The organism is Clostridium brassicae (genome assembly GCF_026738875.1).
Classification (GTDB): domain Bacteria; phylum Bacillota; class Clostridia; order Clostridiales; family Clostridiaceae; genus Clostridium_H; species Clostridium_H brassicae.
In genome coordinates this window covers 1-20,625 of sequence record NZ_JAPQFJ010000026.1, presented here as the reverse complement: position 1 = coordinate 20,625, position 20,625 = coordinate 1, and the positions used below count along the sequence as shown (strand labels likewise).

17 protein-coding genes, 6 tRNA genes and 1 other annotated feature are annotated in these 20,625 nt (G+C 29.2%); of the genes, 20 read left to right on the top strand and 3 right to left on the bottom strand.

Features of this window, described 5'->3' with window-relative positions; translation table 11 throughout:
• The first annotated feature begins 362 nt into the window (after positions 1-362).
• The 12 genes from OW729_RS17315 to OW729_RS17260 all read left to right on the top strand — a co-directional run bounded on the left by OW729_RS17315 (position 363) and on the right by OW729_RS17260 (position 7,626).
• Positions 363-2,015 carry a peptide ABC transporter substrate-binding protein gene (locus OW729_RS17315; RefSeq protein WP_268062805.1) on the top strand — a complete coding sequence of 551 codons (1,653 nt, stop codon included), beginning with the start codon at positions 363-365 and terminating at the stop codon, positions 2,013-2,015.
• Between the two features lie 226 nt (positions 2,016-2,241).
• Entirely contained in the window at positions 2,242-3,192 is a 951-nt protein-coding gene (locus OW729_RS17310; protein ID WP_268062804.1) for an ABC transporter permease, read from the top strand.
• Between the two features lie 14 nt (positions 3,193-3,206).
• A complete protein-coding gene (locus tag OW729_RS17305) occupies positions 3,207-4,124 on the top strand; it encodes an ABC transporter permease (RefSeq protein ID WP_268062803.1) in 918 nt (305 codons plus the stop codon).
• Positions 4,125-4,137: 13 nt separating this feature from the next.
• On the top strand, positions 4,138-5,157 hold the full coding sequence (locus OW729_RS17300) for an ABC transporter ATP-binding protein (protein WP_268062802.1): 1,020 nt from the start codon (positions 4,138-4,140) through the stop codon (positions 5,155-5,157).
• Positions 5,157-6,146, top strand: a complete 990-nt coding sequence (locus OW729_RS17295; RefSeq protein ID WP_268062801.1) for an ABC transporter ATP-binding protein — start codon at positions 5,157-5,159, stop codon at positions 6,144-6,146. The genes OW729_RS17300 and OW729_RS17295 overlap by 1 nt, the downstream gene beginning before the upstream one ends.
• A 280-nt stretch (positions 6,147-6,426) precedes the next feature.
• Positions 6,427-6,804, top strand: a complete 378-nt coding sequence (locus tag OW729_RS17290; protein ID WP_268062800.1) for a hypothetical protein — start codon at positions 6,427-6,429, stop codon at positions 6,802-6,804.
• Positions 6,805-7,094: 290 nt separating this feature from the next.
• Positions 7,095-7,170: transfer RNA gene (locus OW729_RS17285), tRNA-Val, on the top strand.
• Positions 7,171-7,175: 5 nt separating this feature from the next.
• Positions 7,176-7,252 (top strand) — tRNA-Asp (locus tag OW729_RS17280).
• A gap of 3 nt (positions 7,253-7,255) precedes the next feature.
• Positions 7,256-7,331 (top strand) — tRNA-Phe (locus OW729_RS17275).
• A 4-nt stretch (positions 7,332-7,335) separates the two neighbouring features.
• Positions 7,336-7,410: transfer RNA gene (locus tag OW729_RS17270), tRNA-Gly, on the top strand.
• A gap of 28 nt (positions 7,411-7,438) precedes the next feature.
• Positions 7,439-7,512, top strand: a tRNA-Cys gene (locus tag OW729_RS17265).
• A gap of 40 nt (positions 7,513-7,552) precedes the next feature.
• Positions 7,553-7,626, top strand: a tRNA-Cys gene (locus OW729_RS17260).
• A 299-nt stretch (positions 7,627-7,925) separates the two neighbouring features.
• On the opposite strand, the gene OW729_RS17255 is transcribed toward OW729_RS17260, so the two are convergent.
• Both OW729_RS17255 and OW729_RS17250 read right to left on the bottom strand, forming a co-directional pair.
• Positions 7,926-8,603 carry a phosphatase PAP2 family protein gene (locus OW729_RS17255; protein WP_268062799.1) on the bottom strand — a complete coding sequence of 226 codons (678 nt, stop codon included), beginning with the start codon at positions 8,601-8,603 and terminating at the stop codon, positions 7,926-7,928.
• Positions 8,604-8,896: 293 nt separating this feature from the next.
• Entirely contained in the window at positions 8,897-10,201 is a 1,305-nt protein-coding gene (locus OW729_RS17250; RefSeq protein ID WP_268062798.1) for a M48 family metallopeptidase, read from the bottom strand.
• 467 nt (positions 10,202-10,668) lie between these two features.
• Between OW729_RS17250 and OW729_RS17245 the strand changes: the two genes are divergently transcribed.
• The 6 genes from OW729_RS17245 (at position 10,669) to OW729_RS17220 (ending at position 16,165) form a co-directional block, all read left to right on the top strand.
• Positions 10,669-11,046 carry a GntR family transcriptional regulator gene (locus tag OW729_RS17245; protein WP_268062797.1) on the top strand — a complete coding sequence of 126 codons (378 nt, stop codon included), beginning with the start codon at positions 10,669-10,671 and terminating at the stop codon, positions 11,044-11,046.
• A 120-nt stretch (positions 11,047-11,166) separates the two neighbouring features.
• Positions 11,167-12,024 (top strand): ABC transporter ATP-binding protein, encoded by an 858-nt coding sequence (locus OW729_RS17240; RefSeq protein WP_268062796.1) that lies wholly within the window; start codon positions 11,167-11,169, stop codon positions 12,022-12,024.
• A gap of 121 nt (positions 12,025-12,145) precedes the next feature.
• A complete protein-coding gene (locus OW729_RS17235) occupies positions 12,146-12,802 on the top strand; it encodes an ABC-2 transporter permease (protein WP_268062795.1) in 657 nt (218 codons plus the stop codon).
• Positions 12,803-12,817: 15 nt separating this feature from the next.
• The gene (locus OW729_RS17230) at positions 12,818-13,480 is read left to right on the top strand and encodes an ABC-2 transporter permease (RefSeq protein ID WP_268062794.1); all 663 of its coding nucleotides are present in this window, start codon (positions 12,818-12,820) and stop codon (positions 13,478-13,480) included.
• A 130-nt stretch (positions 13,481-13,610) separates the two neighbouring features.
• On the top strand, positions 13,611-15,068 hold the full coding sequence (gene gltX, locus OW729_RS17225) for a glutamate--tRNA ligase (protein WP_268062793.1): 1,458 nt from the start codon (positions 13,611-13,613) through the stop codon (positions 15,066-15,068).
• A gap of 407 nt (positions 15,069-15,475) precedes the next feature.
• A complete protein-coding gene (locus OW729_RS17220) occupies positions 15,476-16,165 on the top strand; it encodes a YetF domain-containing protein (protein ID WP_268062792.1) in 690 nt (229 codons plus the stop codon).
• 23 nt (positions 16,166-16,188) lie between these two features.
• Here the strand turns inward: OW729_RS17220 and OW729_RS17215 are convergent, their stop codons facing one another.
• A complete protein-coding gene (locus OW729_RS17215; RefSeq protein WP_268062791.1) occupies positions 16,189-16,893 on the bottom strand; it encodes a DUF6873 family GME fold protein in 705 nt (234 codons plus the stop codon).
• 299 nt (positions 16,894-17,192) lie between these two features.
• On the opposite strand from OW729_RS17215, the gene ytxC reads away from it, so the two are divergent.
• Positions 17,193-18,092 (top strand): putative sporulation protein YtxC, encoded by a 900-nt coding sequence (ytxC, locus tag OW729_RS17210; RefSeq protein WP_268062790.1) that lies wholly within the window; start codon positions 17,193-17,195, stop codon positions 18,090-18,092.
• A 147-nt stretch (positions 18,093-18,239) separates the two neighbouring features.
• Positions 18,240-18,487, top strand: a binding site (T-box leader).
• Between the two features lie 92 nt (positions 18,488-18,579).
• Positions 18,580-20,493 carry a threonine--tRNA ligase gene (thrS, locus tag OW729_RS17205; protein WP_268062789.1) on the top strand — a complete coding sequence of 638 codons (1,914 nt, stop codon included), beginning with the start codon at positions 18,580-18,582 and terminating at the stop codon, positions 20,491-20,493.
• Positions 20,494-20,625: the final 132 nt, after the last annotated feature.

The window sequence follows — 20,625 nt, the reverse complement described above, 5'->3', positions numbered from 1 at the left end:
TAACTAAAATATGTTAACATATAAAGAGTTATCTTAAATTCAGTAGAATGTTTGACATTTATATGTAAATATGATAATATTATAAAAATAAAATATAAAAATTGAATAATTGTTAAATAAATTAATGTTTATATTCAAAATTAATTTTTTAACAAAGTTAGATTTGAAGTGCTAAAAAAGTTAAAAAGAATTATTTGTGAATTTTTTGCAGTTGCAAGTTTCTCTTACATAAATTATTTATGATAAAGTAACTACTATATAAAAGTAGATTTATTATAATGCCTAAATTGATTATATTAGCTTAATATAATTCCAAAGCTTATTAATATGAAACTAAAAAATAATATTAAGGGGGAATCTTAGTGAAAAGGAAAAGAATACTAGTGTCGCTTTTGGCTGCAGCTGTTATAACAACTACAGTATTAACTGGTTGTGGCGGTAGCAAAGAAGGAGGCAAAAGTGGTAAGGAAGTAGTGTTGAATTTAGATGCGCCAGCAATTAGAACATTGGATTCAGCAAAAGCTACTGACTCAGCTTCTTTTAATGCGTTAAATGCATCTTTTGAAGGTTTATTAAGATCAAACAATGATGAACCAGAAGCAGCAGGGGCAGAAAAGTGGGAAGTGTCAAAGGACCAAAAAACTTACACATTCCATTTAAGGGACCAAGAATGGTCAGATGGTAAAAAAGTTACTGCAAAAGATTATGAATATGCATGGAGAAGAATTTTAGATCCTAAAACTAAATCACAATATGCATCTTTCTTATTTGGAATAAAAAATGCAGAAAAATTCTATAAAGGAAAAGCAAAAGCTGAAGAAGTAGGAATAAAAGCAGTAGACGATAAAACATTTAAAGTTGAACTTGAGTACCCAATTCCTTATTTCTTACAAATGGCATCATTTACATTACTTGTACCATCGAGACAAGATATAGTAGAGGCACAAGGAGATAAATATGGTACAGATGTTACTAAAATGGTATTTAATGGACCATTTGCATTAAAAGAATGGCAAAAGGGTGCTAAACTTTCAACAGTTAAAAATGATAAATATTATGATAAAGATAAAGTAAAAATTGATAAAGTTAATTTCTTAGTAATAAAAGAGTTGCAAACAAAATATCAAATGTTCAAGAATAAAGAATTAGATGGTATACCTGGTACTGGAGAATATGCACAGCAACTTAAAAAAGATGCTGAAGCGGGAAAATGTGATTATACAGAAGAAGTAGCTCCATCAGGATTTTATATGATGTATAATATGTCTGGAAAAAATAAGCTTCTCACTAATGCAAAAATAAGACTTGCATTATCATTAGCTATAAATAGAGAAGATTATGTAAATAAGGTTTATAAGAGAGGTTTTGTTGCATATGGATTAATGCCAACAAAATTACTATGTGGTGATAAAGAATATAGACAAATGGTTCAAGAACCATTAAAAGAGTTAATGGGCAAGAAAGATCCTAAAGCTTTATTTATAGAAGGATTAAAAGAACTTGGACTTGATCCAGATCCATCTAAACATACTTTAAGATATTTACCACAAGGTAGTGATGCATTTGAAAAACAATCAGCTGAATTCTTCCAAAATAATTGGAGACAAAATATAGGTGTTAACTTTAAGATTGACACAGCAGCTAATTTTGCAGATTATCTAAACAAATCAGCTAGTGGTGATTTTGAAGTAGCTATGTCAGGTTGGAATGGTGACTTTAATGATCCTTATACATTTATAGAGCAATTCCAAAAAGATAATGGAAATAACTATGGAAAATATAATAATCCAAAGTATGAAGAATATATAAAACAATCAATAGGAGTAACTGATACTGCTAAGAGAACAGAAATATTTAAGAAAGCTGAAACTTTACTTATCAATGAAGATGCTGGTATAGCACCTGTATTCTATAAAGATAAGAGAGCAGTTACTCAAAAATATTTAAAAGGAGTTCAATACCCATCATTTGGTGGACAATATGAACTTAAATGGGCTTATGTAGAAGGAAAATAATTTTAAATGTAAAGTAAATATATAAAAAGTAAATACTACAACAGGAGATTTCCTGTTGTAGTATTTGTATAATTTATTAGATAATAATGTGTACATATTAAAATTAAGCTTCAAATAAAATTTAGCTTAATTACATAAGGATTTTATTATATACAATTTAAATTTATTTTATATTACAACAGAGGTGTCTCTGTTGTAATATTGTTTGAAGGGAAGGAGGATAAAAATGTTAAAATATATACTTAAAAGAATAGGATACATGATATTAACATTATGGGTGGTTGTTACAGTAACATTTTTTTTAATGAATACAATGCCTGGAGATCCTATAACTGCTCAAACTAAACAGTTGCCAGCAGAAATTCAAGCTAGTTTAAGACAACAATATGGTTTAGATAAACCTATACCAGAAAGGTATGTTCTTTACTTAAAAAATATAGCCAAAGGAAATTTAGGTGATTCATTTATAACCCCAGGTTATTCTGTGGGACAAATTGTAAAAGATAAATTCCCAAATTCAGCAAGACTTGGGCTTCAAGCTGTATTTGTAGGGGTAATACTAGGAATTATTTTAGGTATTATTGCTGCCTTTAGAAGAAATACTAAAGTGGATTATTTAGTAATCTTTCTTGCAATATTAGGTGTGTCTATTCCAAGTTTTGTACTTGCAGCATTACTTCAAAAAATATTAGGAGGAAAAGCTGGACTACCTATTGCTGGTTGGTATAACACTGGAGAAAGCTTGACTGGATTAAAATACACTATCTTACCTACATTAGCACTTTGTTTTAGTAGTATTGCAACTTATGCTAGATATATGAGGACTTCTGTTTTAGATGTAATAAGTCAAGATTATATTATGACAGCAGAAGCAAAAGGTGTTTCTAGAAAAGCTATAGCATGGAAACATATTATAAGAAACGCTATATTGCCTATAATCACAATATTAGGACCACAAGTTGCAGCTGTTTTAACAGGATCTATTGTAATTGAAAGAATTTTCTCTATTCCAGGTCTTGGTAATTCGATGATAGATGCTATTATGACTAACGATTACAATGTTATAATGGGACTTACAACGTTCTATGCAGCTTTATATATTATTTCATTGTTGATTGTTGATATAATGTACTCTGTAGTAGATCCAAGAATAAGATTAACTGGTGAAAAGAGATAGGAGGATACAGTAGAATGTCAGAATTAAACAAAGATATGTTTGAGATAGTAGGCTGTAATGACCAAGATTCTGAAACAATAGTTAGGCCTAATATAACTTATTGGCAAGATGCCTGGAGAAGACTAAAGCAAAATAAAGTAGCTATATTTTCTATGATTTTATTAGGAATAATAGTTTTTATGTGTATAATAGGACCATATATAACTAAACATCCATACACTGAACAAAATATGGCTAATGTTAACCTTGAACCAAATTCAGAATACTGGTTTGGAACTGATAACTTAGGAAGAGATTTATTTTCTAGACTTTGGATAGGTGGAAGAGTTTCTATAGCAATTGGGATAGTTGGTACTATTATTGAAGTTGTAGTTGGATGCTTATATGGTGGCATAAGTGGATATTTTGGTGGAAAAATAGATAATGTAATGATGAGAATAGTTGAAGTTTTAATGAGTATACCTTATATGATAGTTGTAATTGTAATTGCTATTGTTCTAGGAAAAGGTATTGTACCTCTTTTAATAGCCTTGTGTATAACAGGGTGGACAGGTATGGCTCGTATGGTTAGAGGACAAGTCATGCAACTTAAACAATCAGAGTATGTACTTGCAGCTCAAGCGTTAGGAGCAAGTTCGAGAAGAATAATATTAAGACATTTAATACCAAATACAATAGGAATTATCATAGTCTATATGACTTTTGATATACCGGGTTTTATATTTGCAGAAGCATTTTTAAGCTTTGTAGGATTAGGTATACAACCTCCAAATACAAGTTGGGGAGCTATGTGTTCTTTTGGGCAAGCTGTAATGGACTTTTATCCCCATGAGCTTTTATTCCCAGCTATAACAATATGTTTAACAATGTTGGCATTTAACTTATTAGGTGATGGATTAAGAGATGCTCTAGATCCAAAACTTCGTCAGTAAGGGGGAATAGACAATGGATAAATTATTAGAAGTAAAAGATTTAAAAGTTTCTTTCCACACGTATGCTGGTGAAGTTCAATCAGTTAGAGGAGTAAGCTTTGACTTAGAAAAAGGGGAAACTTTGGCTATAGTTGGAGAGTCTGGTTGTGGAAAAAGTGTAACATCTAAAAGTTTAATGAGATTAATACCTACTCCGCCAGGAGAGATAAAAGAAGGATCAAAAATATTATTTGATGGAAAAGATATATTAGCTATGTCTGATAAGGAATTAAGAAGTGTTAGAGGTGGAGAAATAAGTATGATTTTCCAAGATCCTATGACTTCTTTAAATCCAACAATGAAAATAGGTAAGCAAATAGCTGAAAGTTTAATCATTCATAGAGGAATGAAGAAAGAAGATGCTCTTAAAGAAGCAGTAGAAATGTTAAGACTTGTTGGAATACCAAACCCTGATCAAAGGGTTAACCAATACCCTCATGAATTTTCAGGAGGTATGAGACAAAGAGCTATGATAGCTATAGCCCTTGCTTGTGATCCAAAAGTTTTAATTGCAGATGAACCTACTACGGCATTGGATGTTACAATTCAAGCTCAAATAATGGAGCTTATGAACGATCTTCAGAAAAAGTTAGGAACAGCTATTATATTAATAACTCATGATCTTGGAGTTGTTGCTAGTATAGCCCATAAAATCCAAGTAATGTATGCAGGACAGATCATAGAAAGAGCAACAACAGATGAATTGTTTGATAATCCTAAGCACCCATATACATGGGCATTACTTCAATCAGTTCCTAGATTGGAAACAAAAAATAAAGATACGCTTTACTCATTAAGGGGAACACCACCGGATTTAATTAAACCGCCAGTTGGATGTCCATTTGCTTCAAGATGTGAATATTGTATGAAAATATGTAAAGAGCAAATGCCAGAAGCTACAAAATTAACAGATACTCATGAAGTAAGTTGTTGGCTTCAACATCCTATGGCACCTAAGGTAGAAACACCAGTTGGTATTGGAGGTGCAAAATAATGAGTAAAGATAATTTAAATAACAATAAAAATGATGAAGATTTTATACAAGTAAAAAACTTAAAGAAACATTTTAAAGTTGGAAAAAATGCTGTATTAAAAGCAGTTGACGATGTAAGTTTTAATATAAGAAAAGGTGAAACTTTAGGGTTAGTTGGAGAATCTGGATGTGGTAAAACTACTTGTGGTAGAACTGTATTAGGTCTTTATGAAGCTACTGAGGGAGAAGTTTTATTTGAAGGTGTAGATATTCATAGCCTTAAAGGTAAGGATAAAAAAGAATTTACTAAAAATGCTCAAATTATATTCCAAGATCCATATGCATCATTGAATCCGAGAATGACTGTAGGAGATATAATATCAGAAGGAATAGATATACATGGAATATATACTGGAGAAGAAAGAACAAATAAAATATATGAATTGTTGGAATTAGTAGGTTTAAATAGAGAACATGCGTCAAGATTCCCACATGAGTTTTCAGGTGGACAAAGGCAAAGAATAGGTATAGCTAGAGCTTTAGCTGTTGAACCAAAATTTATTGTCTGTGATGAGCCTATTTCAGCATTAGATGTTTCAATTCAGGCACAGGTTGTTAACCTATTGATTAAACTCCAAGAGGAATTTGGTTTAACTTACTTGTTTATTGCGCATGATTTATCTATGGTTAAACATATATCGGATAGAGTTGGAGTTATGTATTTAGGTACGATGGTTGAATTAACAAGTAGTGGAAAGTTATATGACAAGCCACTTCATCCTTATACGCAAGCACTTCTTTCAGCTATTCCTGTGCCAGATCCAGAAGTTGAAAAGACAAGGCAAAGAATAATGTTAGAGGGAGAGGTGCCTAGTCCTATAAATCCAAAACCAGGATGTAGATTTGCTGCAAGATGTAAATATGCTAAAGAAATATGTCATGAGCAAAGACCAGAATTAAAAGAAGTTGAAGATGATCACTTTGTTGCGTGTCATTTATTTGATGAGTAGTGAATTTAAAATATTATAGCTTAATCGGAGAATGATAAATAAAAGAAGAGATAAAATCTAATTAAAAAAAGATTTTATCTCTTCTTTTTTGAATATGTAGAAAATATAAGATATTACTATTTAAAAACATTTCCATTATATTACATTTAATCAGAGTTAGTGGTATAATTATTAATATATAATTATATATTAATAATTTCTATTTAGATTAATGATATGTTTTCAATTGTAATGGAACATATCTAAACTTTTAAATTATGAATTTAAAGGGGGAGATAATGTGCGTTTAAGAAGAAGTTTATCTATGATGTTATTTCTTATTATATGCCTATTAATGGGATGTTCTGGTGGAAGCTATAAAATCAATGAGGGAGACATTAAAGCATCGGATAATAGTATAAATGGAAGTTATGGAAGTTTTACAGGAAATTATTTTAAAAAAGTAAAATTTGAAAAAGGTGAGGATATAAAATTTGATTTTGAGATAAATACTGTTAAAGGAAGGGTTTCAGCTAAAGTTATAGATTCACAAGATAATACTGTAGCTAAAATAGAAAAAAGCAAGTCAGTAAAAATAGATAAAGCAGATACATATACTATTAAAGTTGAAGGTGAAAATCATGAGGGTGGATTTGTTTTAACTTGGAACATTAATTAGTGATTATAAGTAAGAATTTACTGTATATTCAGAACAGAAGTGCGGCTAAATATGCAAGTAAAATAGAGAAACATGGAATATAATGATGTAAAATCCATATAAATAAGTATAATACTAGATTGGTATATTGACTTTTTTCTTAGAATTTTATATTATAGTAATGCGTTCAGGGGTTGATTAAAAGCTTCTGAAAAAGTAGGAGATGAGTCAAGAAAAATAAAAAAGTCTTGACAAAATCAACTAAAAAATATATAATATAAATTGTCGCTGAAAGAAAGCCAAGACAATGTGGGCGCATAGCTCAGCTGGGAGAGCATCTGCCTTACAAGCAGGGGGTCACAGGTTCGAGCCCTGTTGTGCCCACCACATATGGCCTAGTGGCTCAGTTGGTTAGAGTACCGGCCTGTCACGCCGGGGGTCGAGGGTTCGAGTCCCTTCTAGGTCGCCAAATGGCTTCATAGCTCAGTCGGTAGAGCAGAGGACTGAAAATCCTCGTGTCACTGGTTCGATTCCAGTTGAAGCCACCAAAATGCGGGAGTGGCTCAGTGGTAGAGCGTCACCTTGCCAAGGTGAACGTCGCGAGTTCGAATCTCGTCTTCCGCTCCATTAAAGTCTTGAAAATATTTTTGAATGAGGCGCTATAGCCAAGCGGTAAGGCATGGGCCTGCAAAGCCTTGATCCCCGGTTCAAATCCGGGTGGCGCCTCCAAATTTAAAATAAAAGATCAGTTGAATTAAAAAATGTATATGGCGCTATAGCCAAGTGGTAAGGCATGGGCCTGCAAAGCCTCGATCCCCGGTTCAAATCCGGGTGGCGCCTCCATATCCATAGAGAGTCTTAGTATGTACTAAGACTCTTTTGCTGTATCATAGTTATAATTTCTTAAGGTTATAGCATTTATAGATTTTACAACTAAGTATAACAGTCTTATAATTTTTGTCATACGAATAAGAACATTGTTTATAAACAATGTTGTGTGCTTAAACAGCTTTTTAATAAAAGTAGTTTATTTACTATTAAAGTTTAAACATAAAAACCTACAAAGTCACTTTTTACTTTATAGTGCCTTTGTAGGTTTTTTATTTATAGTTAGTAATAATAGAATGAAATTGAGTTATGTATTATTTATATAATTTTCTATAAATGAGAAGTATTAAAAATACCCATATAGTAGATATAGCGCAACCTGCTAAAACGTCACTAAGATAATGCACACCTACATATATTCTGCTAATACCAATTAATAAAGCATAGACAAAGATAAAAATACTTGTAATTATCGATAGGGCTGTGTTTTTTACCATAGATAAAATAAAATAAATAAGAACTAATGCTCCAGACATAGCTATCATTGTATGTCCACTTGGAAAACTGTATTTTCCAACATGAGTATATTTTGAAATGTCTACTAGCCATTCTATTTTTGGTCTAGGCCTTTTAATAAGCATCTTTAATCCTTGGCTTATTAAGGCAGTACCTAACATATTTATAGCATAGAAAGCAGCTTCCTTTATCATTCTTTTGTAATATAAAAAGCCAATTATTATTATAGTCATTACAATAGCTATTGAAGTATCTCCGCTTCTACTTATAAAAATAAACAATTTATTAAAGGCCTCAGTTCTTATTCCATTTACTGCATTTGCTACCTGTATATCAATACTGCCTCCTTGAGTTTGAAAGCTATCTCTCATTTTTGTTGCAAAAAATCCGCTACATATTATTCCTAATAAAGCAATTATGAATAAATAACAAACAGGATCTTTTTTATGTTCTCCATAAGTACTTTTATATAACATAGTAATCTCCTTTTCTAAGTTTAGTTGTTGAATTTTATAAAGTATATAAGTGAACAGTTATAATAAATAGTATACTATTTTTATATAACAATGTCATTAGCAATATACGATATTTGATTTTAGCAGTGTTAGACATAGTAGTAGAGTATACAGAGTTGGAAATTTTTAAAGATGAAAAGTGCAAAACTAAAAGATTATAGGATATAAAAAATAAAACTATAGATTTTTTATATCCTATAGTTTTATTTCACTGATTTTATCATTATATTAAATTTAAGAATGTACTTTCAAGTTTATTCTTTATGTTGTTTATATTTTTTAAAATGTTCAACCCTTTCATTTATAGGTGGATGATCGTATTTCCAAAGTTTATATAATGGGTCTGGACTTGGAATTACAAATCCATTTCGAGCTAGTTTATCAAAAGCGGAAATTCCAGCCTCTTTATCTTGGGTTATTTCTAAAGCAAAATTGTCCGCTTGACGTTCCATGTAACAGGAATAAGCATTCATGGAAGGTGTTATAAATAAAAAACAAAAATTTATTATAATTATAGCAATTGGGTAAGAAGCTACATTATAGAGTTCCTTAAATCTTAATTTTTTACTATATTTATTTATTAAAGGAGGAGCTAGTTTGCTTATTATGTATAATACTATAAAGGTAATAATTATATCTACAACAACTAATTTCTTAATGTGTCCTAAGACATAATGACCTATTTCATGAGCCATTATAAAACGTAGCTCTCTCAAGTTAAGAGACTTTATAGCTGTATCCCATAAAACAATTCTTTTGGAACTTCCTATGCCTGTCATATAGGCATTAATCATATTAGTATCTTTACTTTTATCTATCTGAAGAATTTTACAATTTTCTATGTTGGCTTTTTTAGTTAGTTCTATTAAACTTCTCTCAACAGTTTTATCATCTAAAGGTTTAAAATCGTTAAATAAAGGATCTATTATTACTGGTTGTGCTAAGTAGATAAATAAAGTTACAGGTATAATAAGTATGCCTGTATAAATCCACCATCTTTTAGGATGGTTTTTTATAAGCTTATAGGGAATCCATAGCAAAAATAATAAGCCACAAGATGTAAGTAATAACTCTAAAGAATAACTTTTTATCCAACTTACAAAAGGTTGATGAGAAATACCAAATATATGGCTTTGTACATAAGAACCATAAAAAGTTAAAGGTAAATTTAGTAAATTATCAATTAGAGTATACAAGATTCCGTAAATACCAGCAGTTAAAAATAAATTTCTACCTATTTTTTGTGAAAAATGGCCTAGTTTAGAAGAAAAACCTGTAAATAAGATTAAAGCAGGTACAATAAAGCTCATTATAATTTTTAGTAACTGAACAATTCTATCACTCTCGTAGTATTTTTGGCCTATGTTGCTGTTTGTATTTTCCATTTGATTAAGGTATATGTTATTAGCAAGTATAGTGTTATGTATATTAGATTTTTGTGTAGTTATTAAAAGATTTTTTTCTATGGCTAAGCTAGATTTTTCTCCTTGGAAAATACAAAAACTTAATGTAAATAAAAATAAAAAAATTATAAAAAATGTTTTAGATTTGTTATTCATTTTTATCCCCCATTAGATTAGTTGTTTTGATTTAGATGATTATATCAGCTATTAAAATCTATATTAGTAGTTTAAAGGTAATTTATATATATGAAATAAAAATTCCTTAGTAATATAGTTGTTTTACTACTGGAATTAATTAAGCTTATATAATTAATTATACTCTAACTTTATAAAAAAATTAGTCAATTACAATTTATCTAAAAAAATGCTTTAAAATAAAAAAATATATTGACACATAAATAGAATAGCGTATATACTGTATATATACAACATATACAGTATATACGCTATGTACAGAACTATAATAAAATACTTTTGAGTTTTTCATTTGTTGTGAATGGATTTTACATAGTATTATTTTAGATATTGTATATCATGATCATGGGAGAAATTTAGTAGAAAGGAGTAAGTGAGAAAGTTAGATACCAGATAAAATATAGGTGCTTTCTTACTATATATAAATTATGAAAATAATAATTTCAAATTCTTCAGGAGAGCCAATTTATGAGCAGATAAAGAATAGTATAAAATCTCAAATTATAGATGGTACTCTTGAAGAAGGTGAAGGGCTTCCGTCTATAAGAAGTTTAGCAAAAGAGTTGCAAATAAGTGTAATTACTACAAAACGAGCTTACTCGGAGCTTGAAACAGAGGGATTTATAGAAACAGTTGCAGGTAAAGGATCTTTTGTAGCCTCACAGAACAAGGAGTTCTTGATGGAGCAAAAGCTTAAGATAATAGAAGAGAAACTTTTAGAAGTAGTAAATGAAAGCAAAATGATAAATCTTAATTTTGATGAAATTGTAGAAATGATTAAAATACTTTTTGAAGAAACTAATTAGAAAGGAAATTAGTTTCTGATAAGCAATAAATAGTAGCGATTAGCAATGATTAATAAGGTACTAATTTTTAAACAAAGGATTTGGAGATTAAAGAATAAAAATAAGAAAGAGGGAGTTAATATGGAAAAGATATTAGAGGTAGAAAAGTTAAGAAAAGAGTACGGAGACTTTACTTTAAATGATATAAGTTTTAATCTTGAGAGAGGCTATATTATGGGATTTATAGGGCCTAACGGTGCAGGAAAAAGTACAACTATAAAGCTTATTATGAATTTGATTCGTAGAGATGGTGGGGATATAAAAATATTTGGAGTTGATAATATTGAAAATGAAATAGAAGTTAAGAACAAAATTGGGTTTGTATATGATGAAAATTACTACTATGAAGAGTTAACTATAGAAACAATGAAAAATATAGTTGCCCCTTTTTATTCTAAATGGGATGAAAAAGCTTTTAAGGGGTATATTAGAGAATTCAATCTAGATTCTAAGAAAAGAATAAAAGAGCTTTCAAAGGGAATGAAAATGAAGTTTGCTCTTGCAATAGCATTATCTCACAATGCTGAACTTATAATAATGGATGAACCTACATCAGGTCTTGATCCTGTATTTAGAAGTGAAATTTTAGATATACTTTCATCGCTTATTCAAGATGAAAAAAAGAGTGTTTTCTTTTCGACTCATATAACTACGGATCTTGAAAAAATAGCTGATTATATAACTTTTATAAATAAGGGGAATATAGTTTTTTCAAAATCAAAGGATGAAATAATGGAAAGTTATGGTGTGGTAAAAGGAGGGCTAGATATCTTAAACAGCTCCACTAGAAAAGAATTTATAAGTGTAAAAGAAAATTCCTTTGGATTTGAAGCTCTTACAGATAATGTGGAGAAGATCAAAAAACTATTTAAAAATCAAGTTTTAATAGAGAAGCCTTCTTTAGAAGATATTATGGTCTATAGTGTGAAGAATATCTAAAACTTACAAGTTACGAAATCATCTGAAGATGCTTTTATGTTTAATGTAATGAGTAGATTAATACTACTTTATTTATATGAATCAAGTAACTTGATACTTTGTAATTCCAGGAGGCAAAAAAATGATTAATTTAATAAAAAAAGATTTAGCTTTAAATGTTAATAAGAGGACTTTATGGGTATTCATTGTGTATTTTTTCATAATAGTAATAACTTCAGAAAGTTATCTTCCTTCAAATAATAAATATATTATAATAGTGTCTACTATGGCTTATTTTATAGCAGCGGCTTCATTTTCTTTTGATGATAGACTTAAAGGGGATTATATTATAAACTCCCTTCCTATAAAAAGGAAAGATATAGTTTTAGCAAAATATGTATCAATAATTTTATATACTATAGTAGCTCTTGTTTTTACTGGTGTATTAGGAGGATTAATATCTTATATAGGTATTTTTGAAAACTTAGATTATATTAATCTTAATGTCATAAGTAAGTCTATGATAGCTGTATTTTTAATGTGTTCATTAAATTTTCCCTTATATTTTACAAAAGGGTATAGAGTAGGTAAGATAATTTCTTTTGCAATTTACTTTGGATTCTTTGCTATAGCTAATTCACTATATGGTGAAGTAAGTACAGGATTGATTTTGAAAATAAAAAGTATTTTCAATAGCAGTTCCACGTTTTTGAATGGCATAGTGTTAGTTATTATGGTATGTGTATTTATACTCTCAATTTTCATTTCTATAGGCATTTATGAAAAAAAAGAATTATAAAGGAGGGTGGCTGAAGTGTTCAATCTGATTATTAAAGATTTTAAAATAACAAAGAAGATAAATATAATATTCTTTATATATGCATTAGGTATGTCTTTTATAGCAATAAAATCTAAAGCTCATCATCCAGGAATGCTTTATATAATGTCTCTTATATTAATGGTGTATATATCTCTTTTGTATGCCAATGGATATGATGGCAAATATAAAATTGATATTGCTTTAAATAGTATGCCTATAAATAAAAGAAATATAGTATTTTCAAAATATTTATCTATGATAGTATATTTAGCTTTCTATTTTTTAGTTATGTTTGTAGGAAGTAATGTGTTTGGAGTAATATTTAATTATAGAGATAATGCTATATCAATATGGGATTTTGTAATTTGTTTTAATGTAATGACTATATTTTATGCTTTATACTATCCTTTATATTATAAAGTTAGCAAAGAAAAATTAGCTATATTGAATTTTGCTACTTATATAACATTTTTGATAATTCCTACTTTGTTTACAAAGTTTGTGAAATCTAGTTTAGGACATACTTTTTTAATGAGTATATCGAAAATAAATAATATAAATACTATCCACTTAATTTTCCTTTTAGTTGCAGTGATTTTACAGATTATTTCCCTGGCAATATCTTTTGAAATTTATTCAAGGAAAGAATTTTATTAGAGGACAATAGAAGGATTCTATTATTGACATAAATTAGCCTTTAGTATATCATAAAAATAGCGTTTAAAATTGCCTTTCGTCCAGTACTAGGGATGAAAGGCATTTAAAATATTACATAGAGGTGAAAAACATGGCGATGAGAGAAGTTAGAACAAGATTTGCACCTAGCCCAACAGGTTATATGCATATTGGTAATTTAAGAACTGCTCTTTATACTTATTTAATAGCTAAGCATGAGGGTGGAAAATTTATATTAAGAATAGAAGATACAGATCAAGAAAGATATGTAGAAGGTGCGGTTGATGTTATCTATAGAACGTTAAAGATGACTGGGTTAACACATGACGAAGGTCCAGATATAGGGGGACCAGTAGGACCTTATATTCAAAGTGAGCGAAAAGGAATGTACCTTGACTATGCTAGAGAATTAGCGGAAAAAGGTGAAGCTTATTATGTATTCAATGATAAGGAAGATGTGGTAGCTAAAATTTGTGAGGAAGAGAAGAAGCCTTATAAATTTGATGCAAAATATCATACTTTATCAAAAGAAGAAGTAGAGGAAAAATTAGCTACTGGTGTTGAATATGTTATAAGACAAAAGAACCCAAGTGAAGGAGAAACTGTATTTGAAGATGAGATATATGGAACAATATCTGTTGAAAATGCAGAATTAGAAGACATGATTTTAATAAAATCTGATGGTCTTCCAACATATAACTTTGCAAATGTTGTAGATGATCACTTAATGGGAATTACACATGTAGTTCGTGGAAATGAATATTTATCTTCAGCACCAAAATACAATAGATTATACGATGCATTAGGATGGTCTGTACCAACATATGTTCATTGCCCACCGATAATGAAAGATGCTCATAACAAGTTAAGTAAAAGAAATGGAGATGCATCTTTTGAAGATTTATTAGCTAAAGGCTATTTGAAGGATGCAGTAGTAAATTTTATTGCTTTACTAGGATGGAGTTCTGGAACAGAGCAAGAAATATTCTCTCTTGAAGAGTTAATAGAAAAGTTTGATTACAGACACATAAATAAATCTCCAGCTATTTTTGATGATGTTAAACTTAAGTGGATGAATGGGGAATACATAAAGAAACTTCCACAAGAAGAGTTCCACAAAATGGCTATGCCTTATTATGAAAAAGTTTTTTCTAAGCAAAACATGGAACTTTTAAAATTGGATAAAATAAGTGAATTATTACAAACAAGAGTTGAAGTTTTAAATGAAGTTCCTGGATTTATAGATTTCTTTGAAGCATTACCTGAGTATGATATAGATTTATATACTCATAAAAAGATGAAAACTAATTCTGAAAATTCATTAGTTACATTAGAAAAAGCTCTTCCGGTTTTAGAAGGCTTACAAGATTGGACTTTTGATGCTATTCATGATGCCACATTTGCTTTGATAAAAGAAATGGAAGTCAAGAATGGTGTTGTTCTATGGCCTATAAGAACAGCTTTGTCAGGAAAGAGTTTCTCACCAGGTGGAGCTTTTGAGCTAGCTGAAATTTTAGGCAAGGAAGAAAGTTTAAGAAGAATAAGAATAGGAATTGAAAAATTGGCATAATAGAATAATATTGCGACGTAATGAATAATGTTGAGGAATAGGTTTTCTAAAATATATGTAGTTATTTATTAAACCTTCAGTACGCAAAGAAATAGTACTTGTTTAGAGAATAAGGAATAGTGCATAGTGAATAGTATAGGTTGAAATTTATTTTATAAATAAATTTCTATAATATAGTTAAAGATTTTGTTTAAAACAAAATCATCCTCTACTACTCTCTATTCTCTGTTCTTTGTCCTCTATTTTTTATTTTTTGTATAAATGAAAATAGAATCCTCATTTCTTGGCACCTAGTACTTAACAACTGTCTTCTAGAAAATTAAAGTTTCTTATGATGGTTATAATATGTATTATGTAAAAGCGTAACTTAAGATTAAATACTAATTTAAAGAGGTGTTTTTATAAGTATGATTATTGAGATTTTTAATACAATAGTAAAAACCACTATTGCTTTTTCTATTAGTTTATTAATAGCTAGAATTTTAGGTAAAAAACAAATGAGTCATTCAACTTTTTTTAACTATATAACTGGAATTACAATTGGTTCTATTGTGGCTAATATGACATTAGAGTCAAATACATATTTTATTAAAGGCGTTGTAAGTTTATTATGCTGGTGTTTGCTTACTAGCATTATAGGATTTATTTGTTTAAAATCTGTTAAATTGCGCGTTATACTTGATGGAGAACCAACTATTATTATAAAAAAAGGAGAGATTATTGAAAAAGCTCTTTATTCTACTCAATTAAATCTTGATGATTTAAGTATGATGCTGAGAAATAAAGATATATTTTCAATCAAAGAAGTAGAGTATGCCATATTAGAACCAGATGGAAAACTAAGTGTTCTGAAAAAACAAGAAGAAAAAGAAGTTACAAAAAAAGATATGAGTATTGTAACTACTTCACATATGTATATTCCTACCGAACTTGTTGTAGATGGAAAATTGCTAGAGCACAATTTAAAAGAATTAAATTTAACAAAAGAATGGTTATATACTCAGTTAAAAAACTCCGGAATAAATTCTATTAAACAGGCTTTTTATATTGAGATACAAAGTGATGGCACACTATATATACAAAAGAAGGGTGTGTAATAGAATAATTTTGTATAGCAAAATTATTCTACTACGAACAAACTCCCTCTATCTATAAGCCTTCCTTTTTTTAAGAAATAAGGTTCAACCTTGTTCTTTTTCAAAAAAGTAAGTACTTCTTTTCCATAGGTATAACATTCAAGGTTTCCAAAAAAAGCTAAAATGTTATCTTCAATTAATCCGCAGCATCCGCCGATAAAACCATAATTAAGTCCAGGAAGTTCTATATCACCGGGAGGAAGCAGAAGTACATCCATATTTTCGTTATAAAGAGCTTTTGCTATACCTTTATCACTTGTTATAAAAGCAGAAGAAGATACTATTGCTGTGGAGCATTTTGTATATCCTTGTTTAATATTTATCAATTTTTTTTCATCTTTAATACTGTTTAATAATTTGGAATCTGTATATTTTAAATAATGCATAAAAAAGGTTGAGGTATTAACTGCATTAAGAATAATGTCTAGTGGATAAGAGGACTTTAGCGAACTTGAAGAGGAACTTACGTTAATGCCTCTATCCTTTAATGTTTTAATAAAGTCTGATTGTACATCTTTATGAACTAGTATATTTTTATTGTCAATAATATGTAATAGGATATCTGGATGACCACATATAGCTTCATATACTTTTGAACAAGGTGGACATTCGATATATTCATAACCTAAATTTAAAATTGATAATTTTTCTTCATCCGATGTTCTGTAGTCAATAATTAATTTTTTCAAAAATATCACTCCAGTTTTAATTTTCTTATTAGGTAATCAAGTCACATAATTTAAGAATCAACCACTAATGTTTAATATATAAGTAAAATTATAGTATATAAAAATTATGTCTACAACAGCCTTTTGGGTTAGGCGTACTAATTACTGTAAATTTGTTCTTAGTTAATAAAAAAGTGGTTGTTATAGTAGGTGTTAAAAGTAATGAATAGATATAGGTAAAAAAATACAAGCTTATTAAAATAATTTTAGTATATACATGTATTTTAAACACATACTAACTTTTGAAAGGAGTGAATACTATGCTATTACATACTATTGTTTATAAAGATAATGAAGATAGGATAATAGATGAACTCAATAAAGTTATAGAATTTTTTGAAGCAAAAGATGTTTCGCTAGGGAGAGCCGAATCTATAAATAATGGTATTCATTTTATAAAAGTATTTTGTGATGATAATGATTATAATGAAAAATTAGTAAATAAATTTAGTTTTTATCTAGCGAATATATTATATAAAATAGTTATTGAAGAATACTGTAGTGAGGAAATACAAAATTTTTTGAATGAAACGTATTTTTTCTTAAAGTATGAGGATATGAAAGAAATAGCAAATAAAAGTTACAGAATTTTAAACGACGAAGATAGGGAACTAGATGAGGATAAAATATATTGTTTAAATAAAAAAAATGATATTATTGAAAAAATACAAGAATGTATAAAAGAGAATGATGAAATAAATATAGAGGGGTTTATTACTTTTAGAATGAAAAAATTAACAGGAGACTTAGAAAACATAGTTAATAAAGTTGCTGAAAAACATATGGTAGAAAAAGAATACGATGAATTTATAAAACTTCTTAAATATTTTGTTGAGGTTCAAGAAAGTAAGATAGAAGAAGTTAATATAATTATTAAAGAAAATGGTGAATATATAATAACCGATAAGAAAAACAAAGATATAATGAAAGAAATGCTTACAGATATAATGGATTCAAAGTATACAGGAAATGTGAGTACTGAAGATTTAATAATTAGTGGACTTATAACTTATTCTCCTAAAAGCATAGTGCTACATCATGTAGAAAATTGCAATAATAAAGAGATTATAGAAACTATACGAAAAGTTTTTGAAGATAGGGTTAAATTCTGTGATGAATGTTCTAAATGTACTAAGATAAAATCACCTCTAAAAGTATAAACTATATTTTTTAGACTATATCATAAAAAATTATATAAAGTGATATCTTATTTACTCTAAATCACAAAATTAAATATAAATTTTTTAAAAAAGGTATTGACATAAAATATTATTGGGAATATAATTTATGGAAATAGAACATTTTAAATAAAGACTATGAAAAGGAAGAGTAAACAAAATTCTGTTCTAAGAGAGAAGAACTCACCGGCTGCAAGGTTCTTTGTTCAAGAATTGTTGAAAACCACCTTCGAGTTGAGTATTGAAATTAAGTAGATATTTCCGCAAGCTGGCGTTATAGCTAATGAGTTGGTAATGATATGTCTAAGGTAATTACATTATATGTAATGATATATTATTACAATTTGGGTGGAATCGCGATTATACTCGTCCCATGTTTGGGACGAGTTTTTTGTTTTTTGAAAAAATAAGGTACCTTATTACTATAAAGAATCAAAATTAAAATTTAAAATTGAGGGAGGACAAAATAATGGTTAAAGTAACTTTAAAAGATGGAAAAGTTTTAGAAGTAGAAAAAGGATCAAAAGTTAGCGAGATAGCTTGTAAGATAAGCCAATCTCTTAGAAAAAAGGCTCTTGGAGCTATGATAAATGGAGAAAGAGCGGAACTTATGACAGAAGTTAATGAAGATTGTGAGTTGGCAATATTAACTTTTGAAGATGCAGATGGAAAATGGATTTTAAGACATACAGGATCTCATATACTTGCTCAAGCTGTTAAGAGATTATATCCAGATGTAAAGCTTGCTATAGGACCTGCTATAGACAGTGGATTCTATTATGATTTTGATGCAGAGTTTTCTTTTACTCCAGAAATACTTGAAAAAATAGAAAAAGAAATGGAAAAAATAGTAAAAGAAAATTTTCAACTAGAAAGATTCGAACTTCCAAGAGAAGAAGCTATTAAATTTATGAAAGAAAAAGGAGAAGATTATAAAGTAGAGCTTATACAAGATCTTCCAGAGGATGCAGTAATATCTTTCTATAGACAGGGAGATTTTGTTGATCTTTGTGCAGGACCTCACGTTCCATCAACAAAGGATGTAAAGACAGTTAAACTTCTTTCAGTTGCAGGAGCATATTGGAGAGGCGATGAAAAAAATAAAATGCTTCAAAGAATATATGGCACAGCTTTCACAAAGAAAAGTGAACTTGAAGAATATATTCATATGTTAGAAGAAGCTAAGAAGAGAGACCATAGAAAATTAGGAAAAGAATTAGGATTATTTGTAATACCGGATGAAGGGCCAGGATTCCCATTATTCTTACCAAAAGGTGTTGAACTTAAAAACAAACTTTTAGAATATTGGAGAGACCTTCATAGAAAAGCAGGGTATGTTGAAATAGAAACTCCTATTATATTAAGTAGACATCTTTGGGAGAATTCAGGACATTGGGATCATTATAAAGATAACATGTATTCAGTAAAGATAGATGAAGAAGACTATGCTATAAAACCTATGAACTGTCCAGGGGGAATGCTTGCTTATAAAACTCAAATTCACTCTTATAGAGACTTTCCAATGCGTGTTGCAGAATTAGGAAGGGTTCACAGACATGAGTTATCAGGAGCACTACACGGACTTATGAGAGTTAGAGCATTTACTCAAGATGATGCGCATATATTCATGCTTCCTGAACAAATTAAGGAAGAAATAATGGGAGTTGCAAAACTTATAGATGAAGTTTATAAAACTTTTGGATTTAAATATCATGTTGAATTATCAACAAGACCAGAAGATTCTATGGGAACTGATGAAGAATGGGCAATTGCTGAAGATGGTTTAAAAGAAGCATTAGAAGAAATAGGACTTGATTATGTAATAAATGAAGGGGATGGAGCATTCTATGGACCAAAAATAGATTTCCATTTAGAAGATTGCATAGGAAGGACTTGGCAATGTGGTACTATTCAATTAGATATGCAAATGCCTCAAAGATTTGACTTAACTTATATAGGAAAAGATGGGGAAAAGCATAGACCAGTTATGATTCATAGAGTTGCTTTTGGTAGTATAGAAAGATTTATTGGTATCCTTATAGAACACTATGCAGGTAAATTTCCACTATGGCTTGCTCCAGTTCAAGTTAAAGTTCTTCCAATTTCAGATAAATATATGGAATATGCTAATAAAGTAAAAGATGTTTTATTTGAAAAAGGAATAAGAGTTGAAGTTGATCATAGAGCAGAAAAAATAGGATATAAGATAAGAGAAGCTCAACTTGAAAAAATACCATATATGCTTGTACTTGGTGAAAAAGAAATGAATGATAATACTATAGCTGTAAGAAGTAGAGATGGTGGAGACCTTGGAGCTATGAATTTAGATGAATTCATCGAAAAGGTTGAAAAGGAAGTAAAAGAAAAAGAAAATAATTTATAAAAAAGGTGTCAACTGTTTTTGAAAATGTCCTAAAATAGTTTAATTATTAGCACCAGAAAAATCTGGTGCTTTTTTATTGCTACGCAACATCGGTTTTAAGGCGATGAGCCTGCATTTTACAATGTTTCTCAA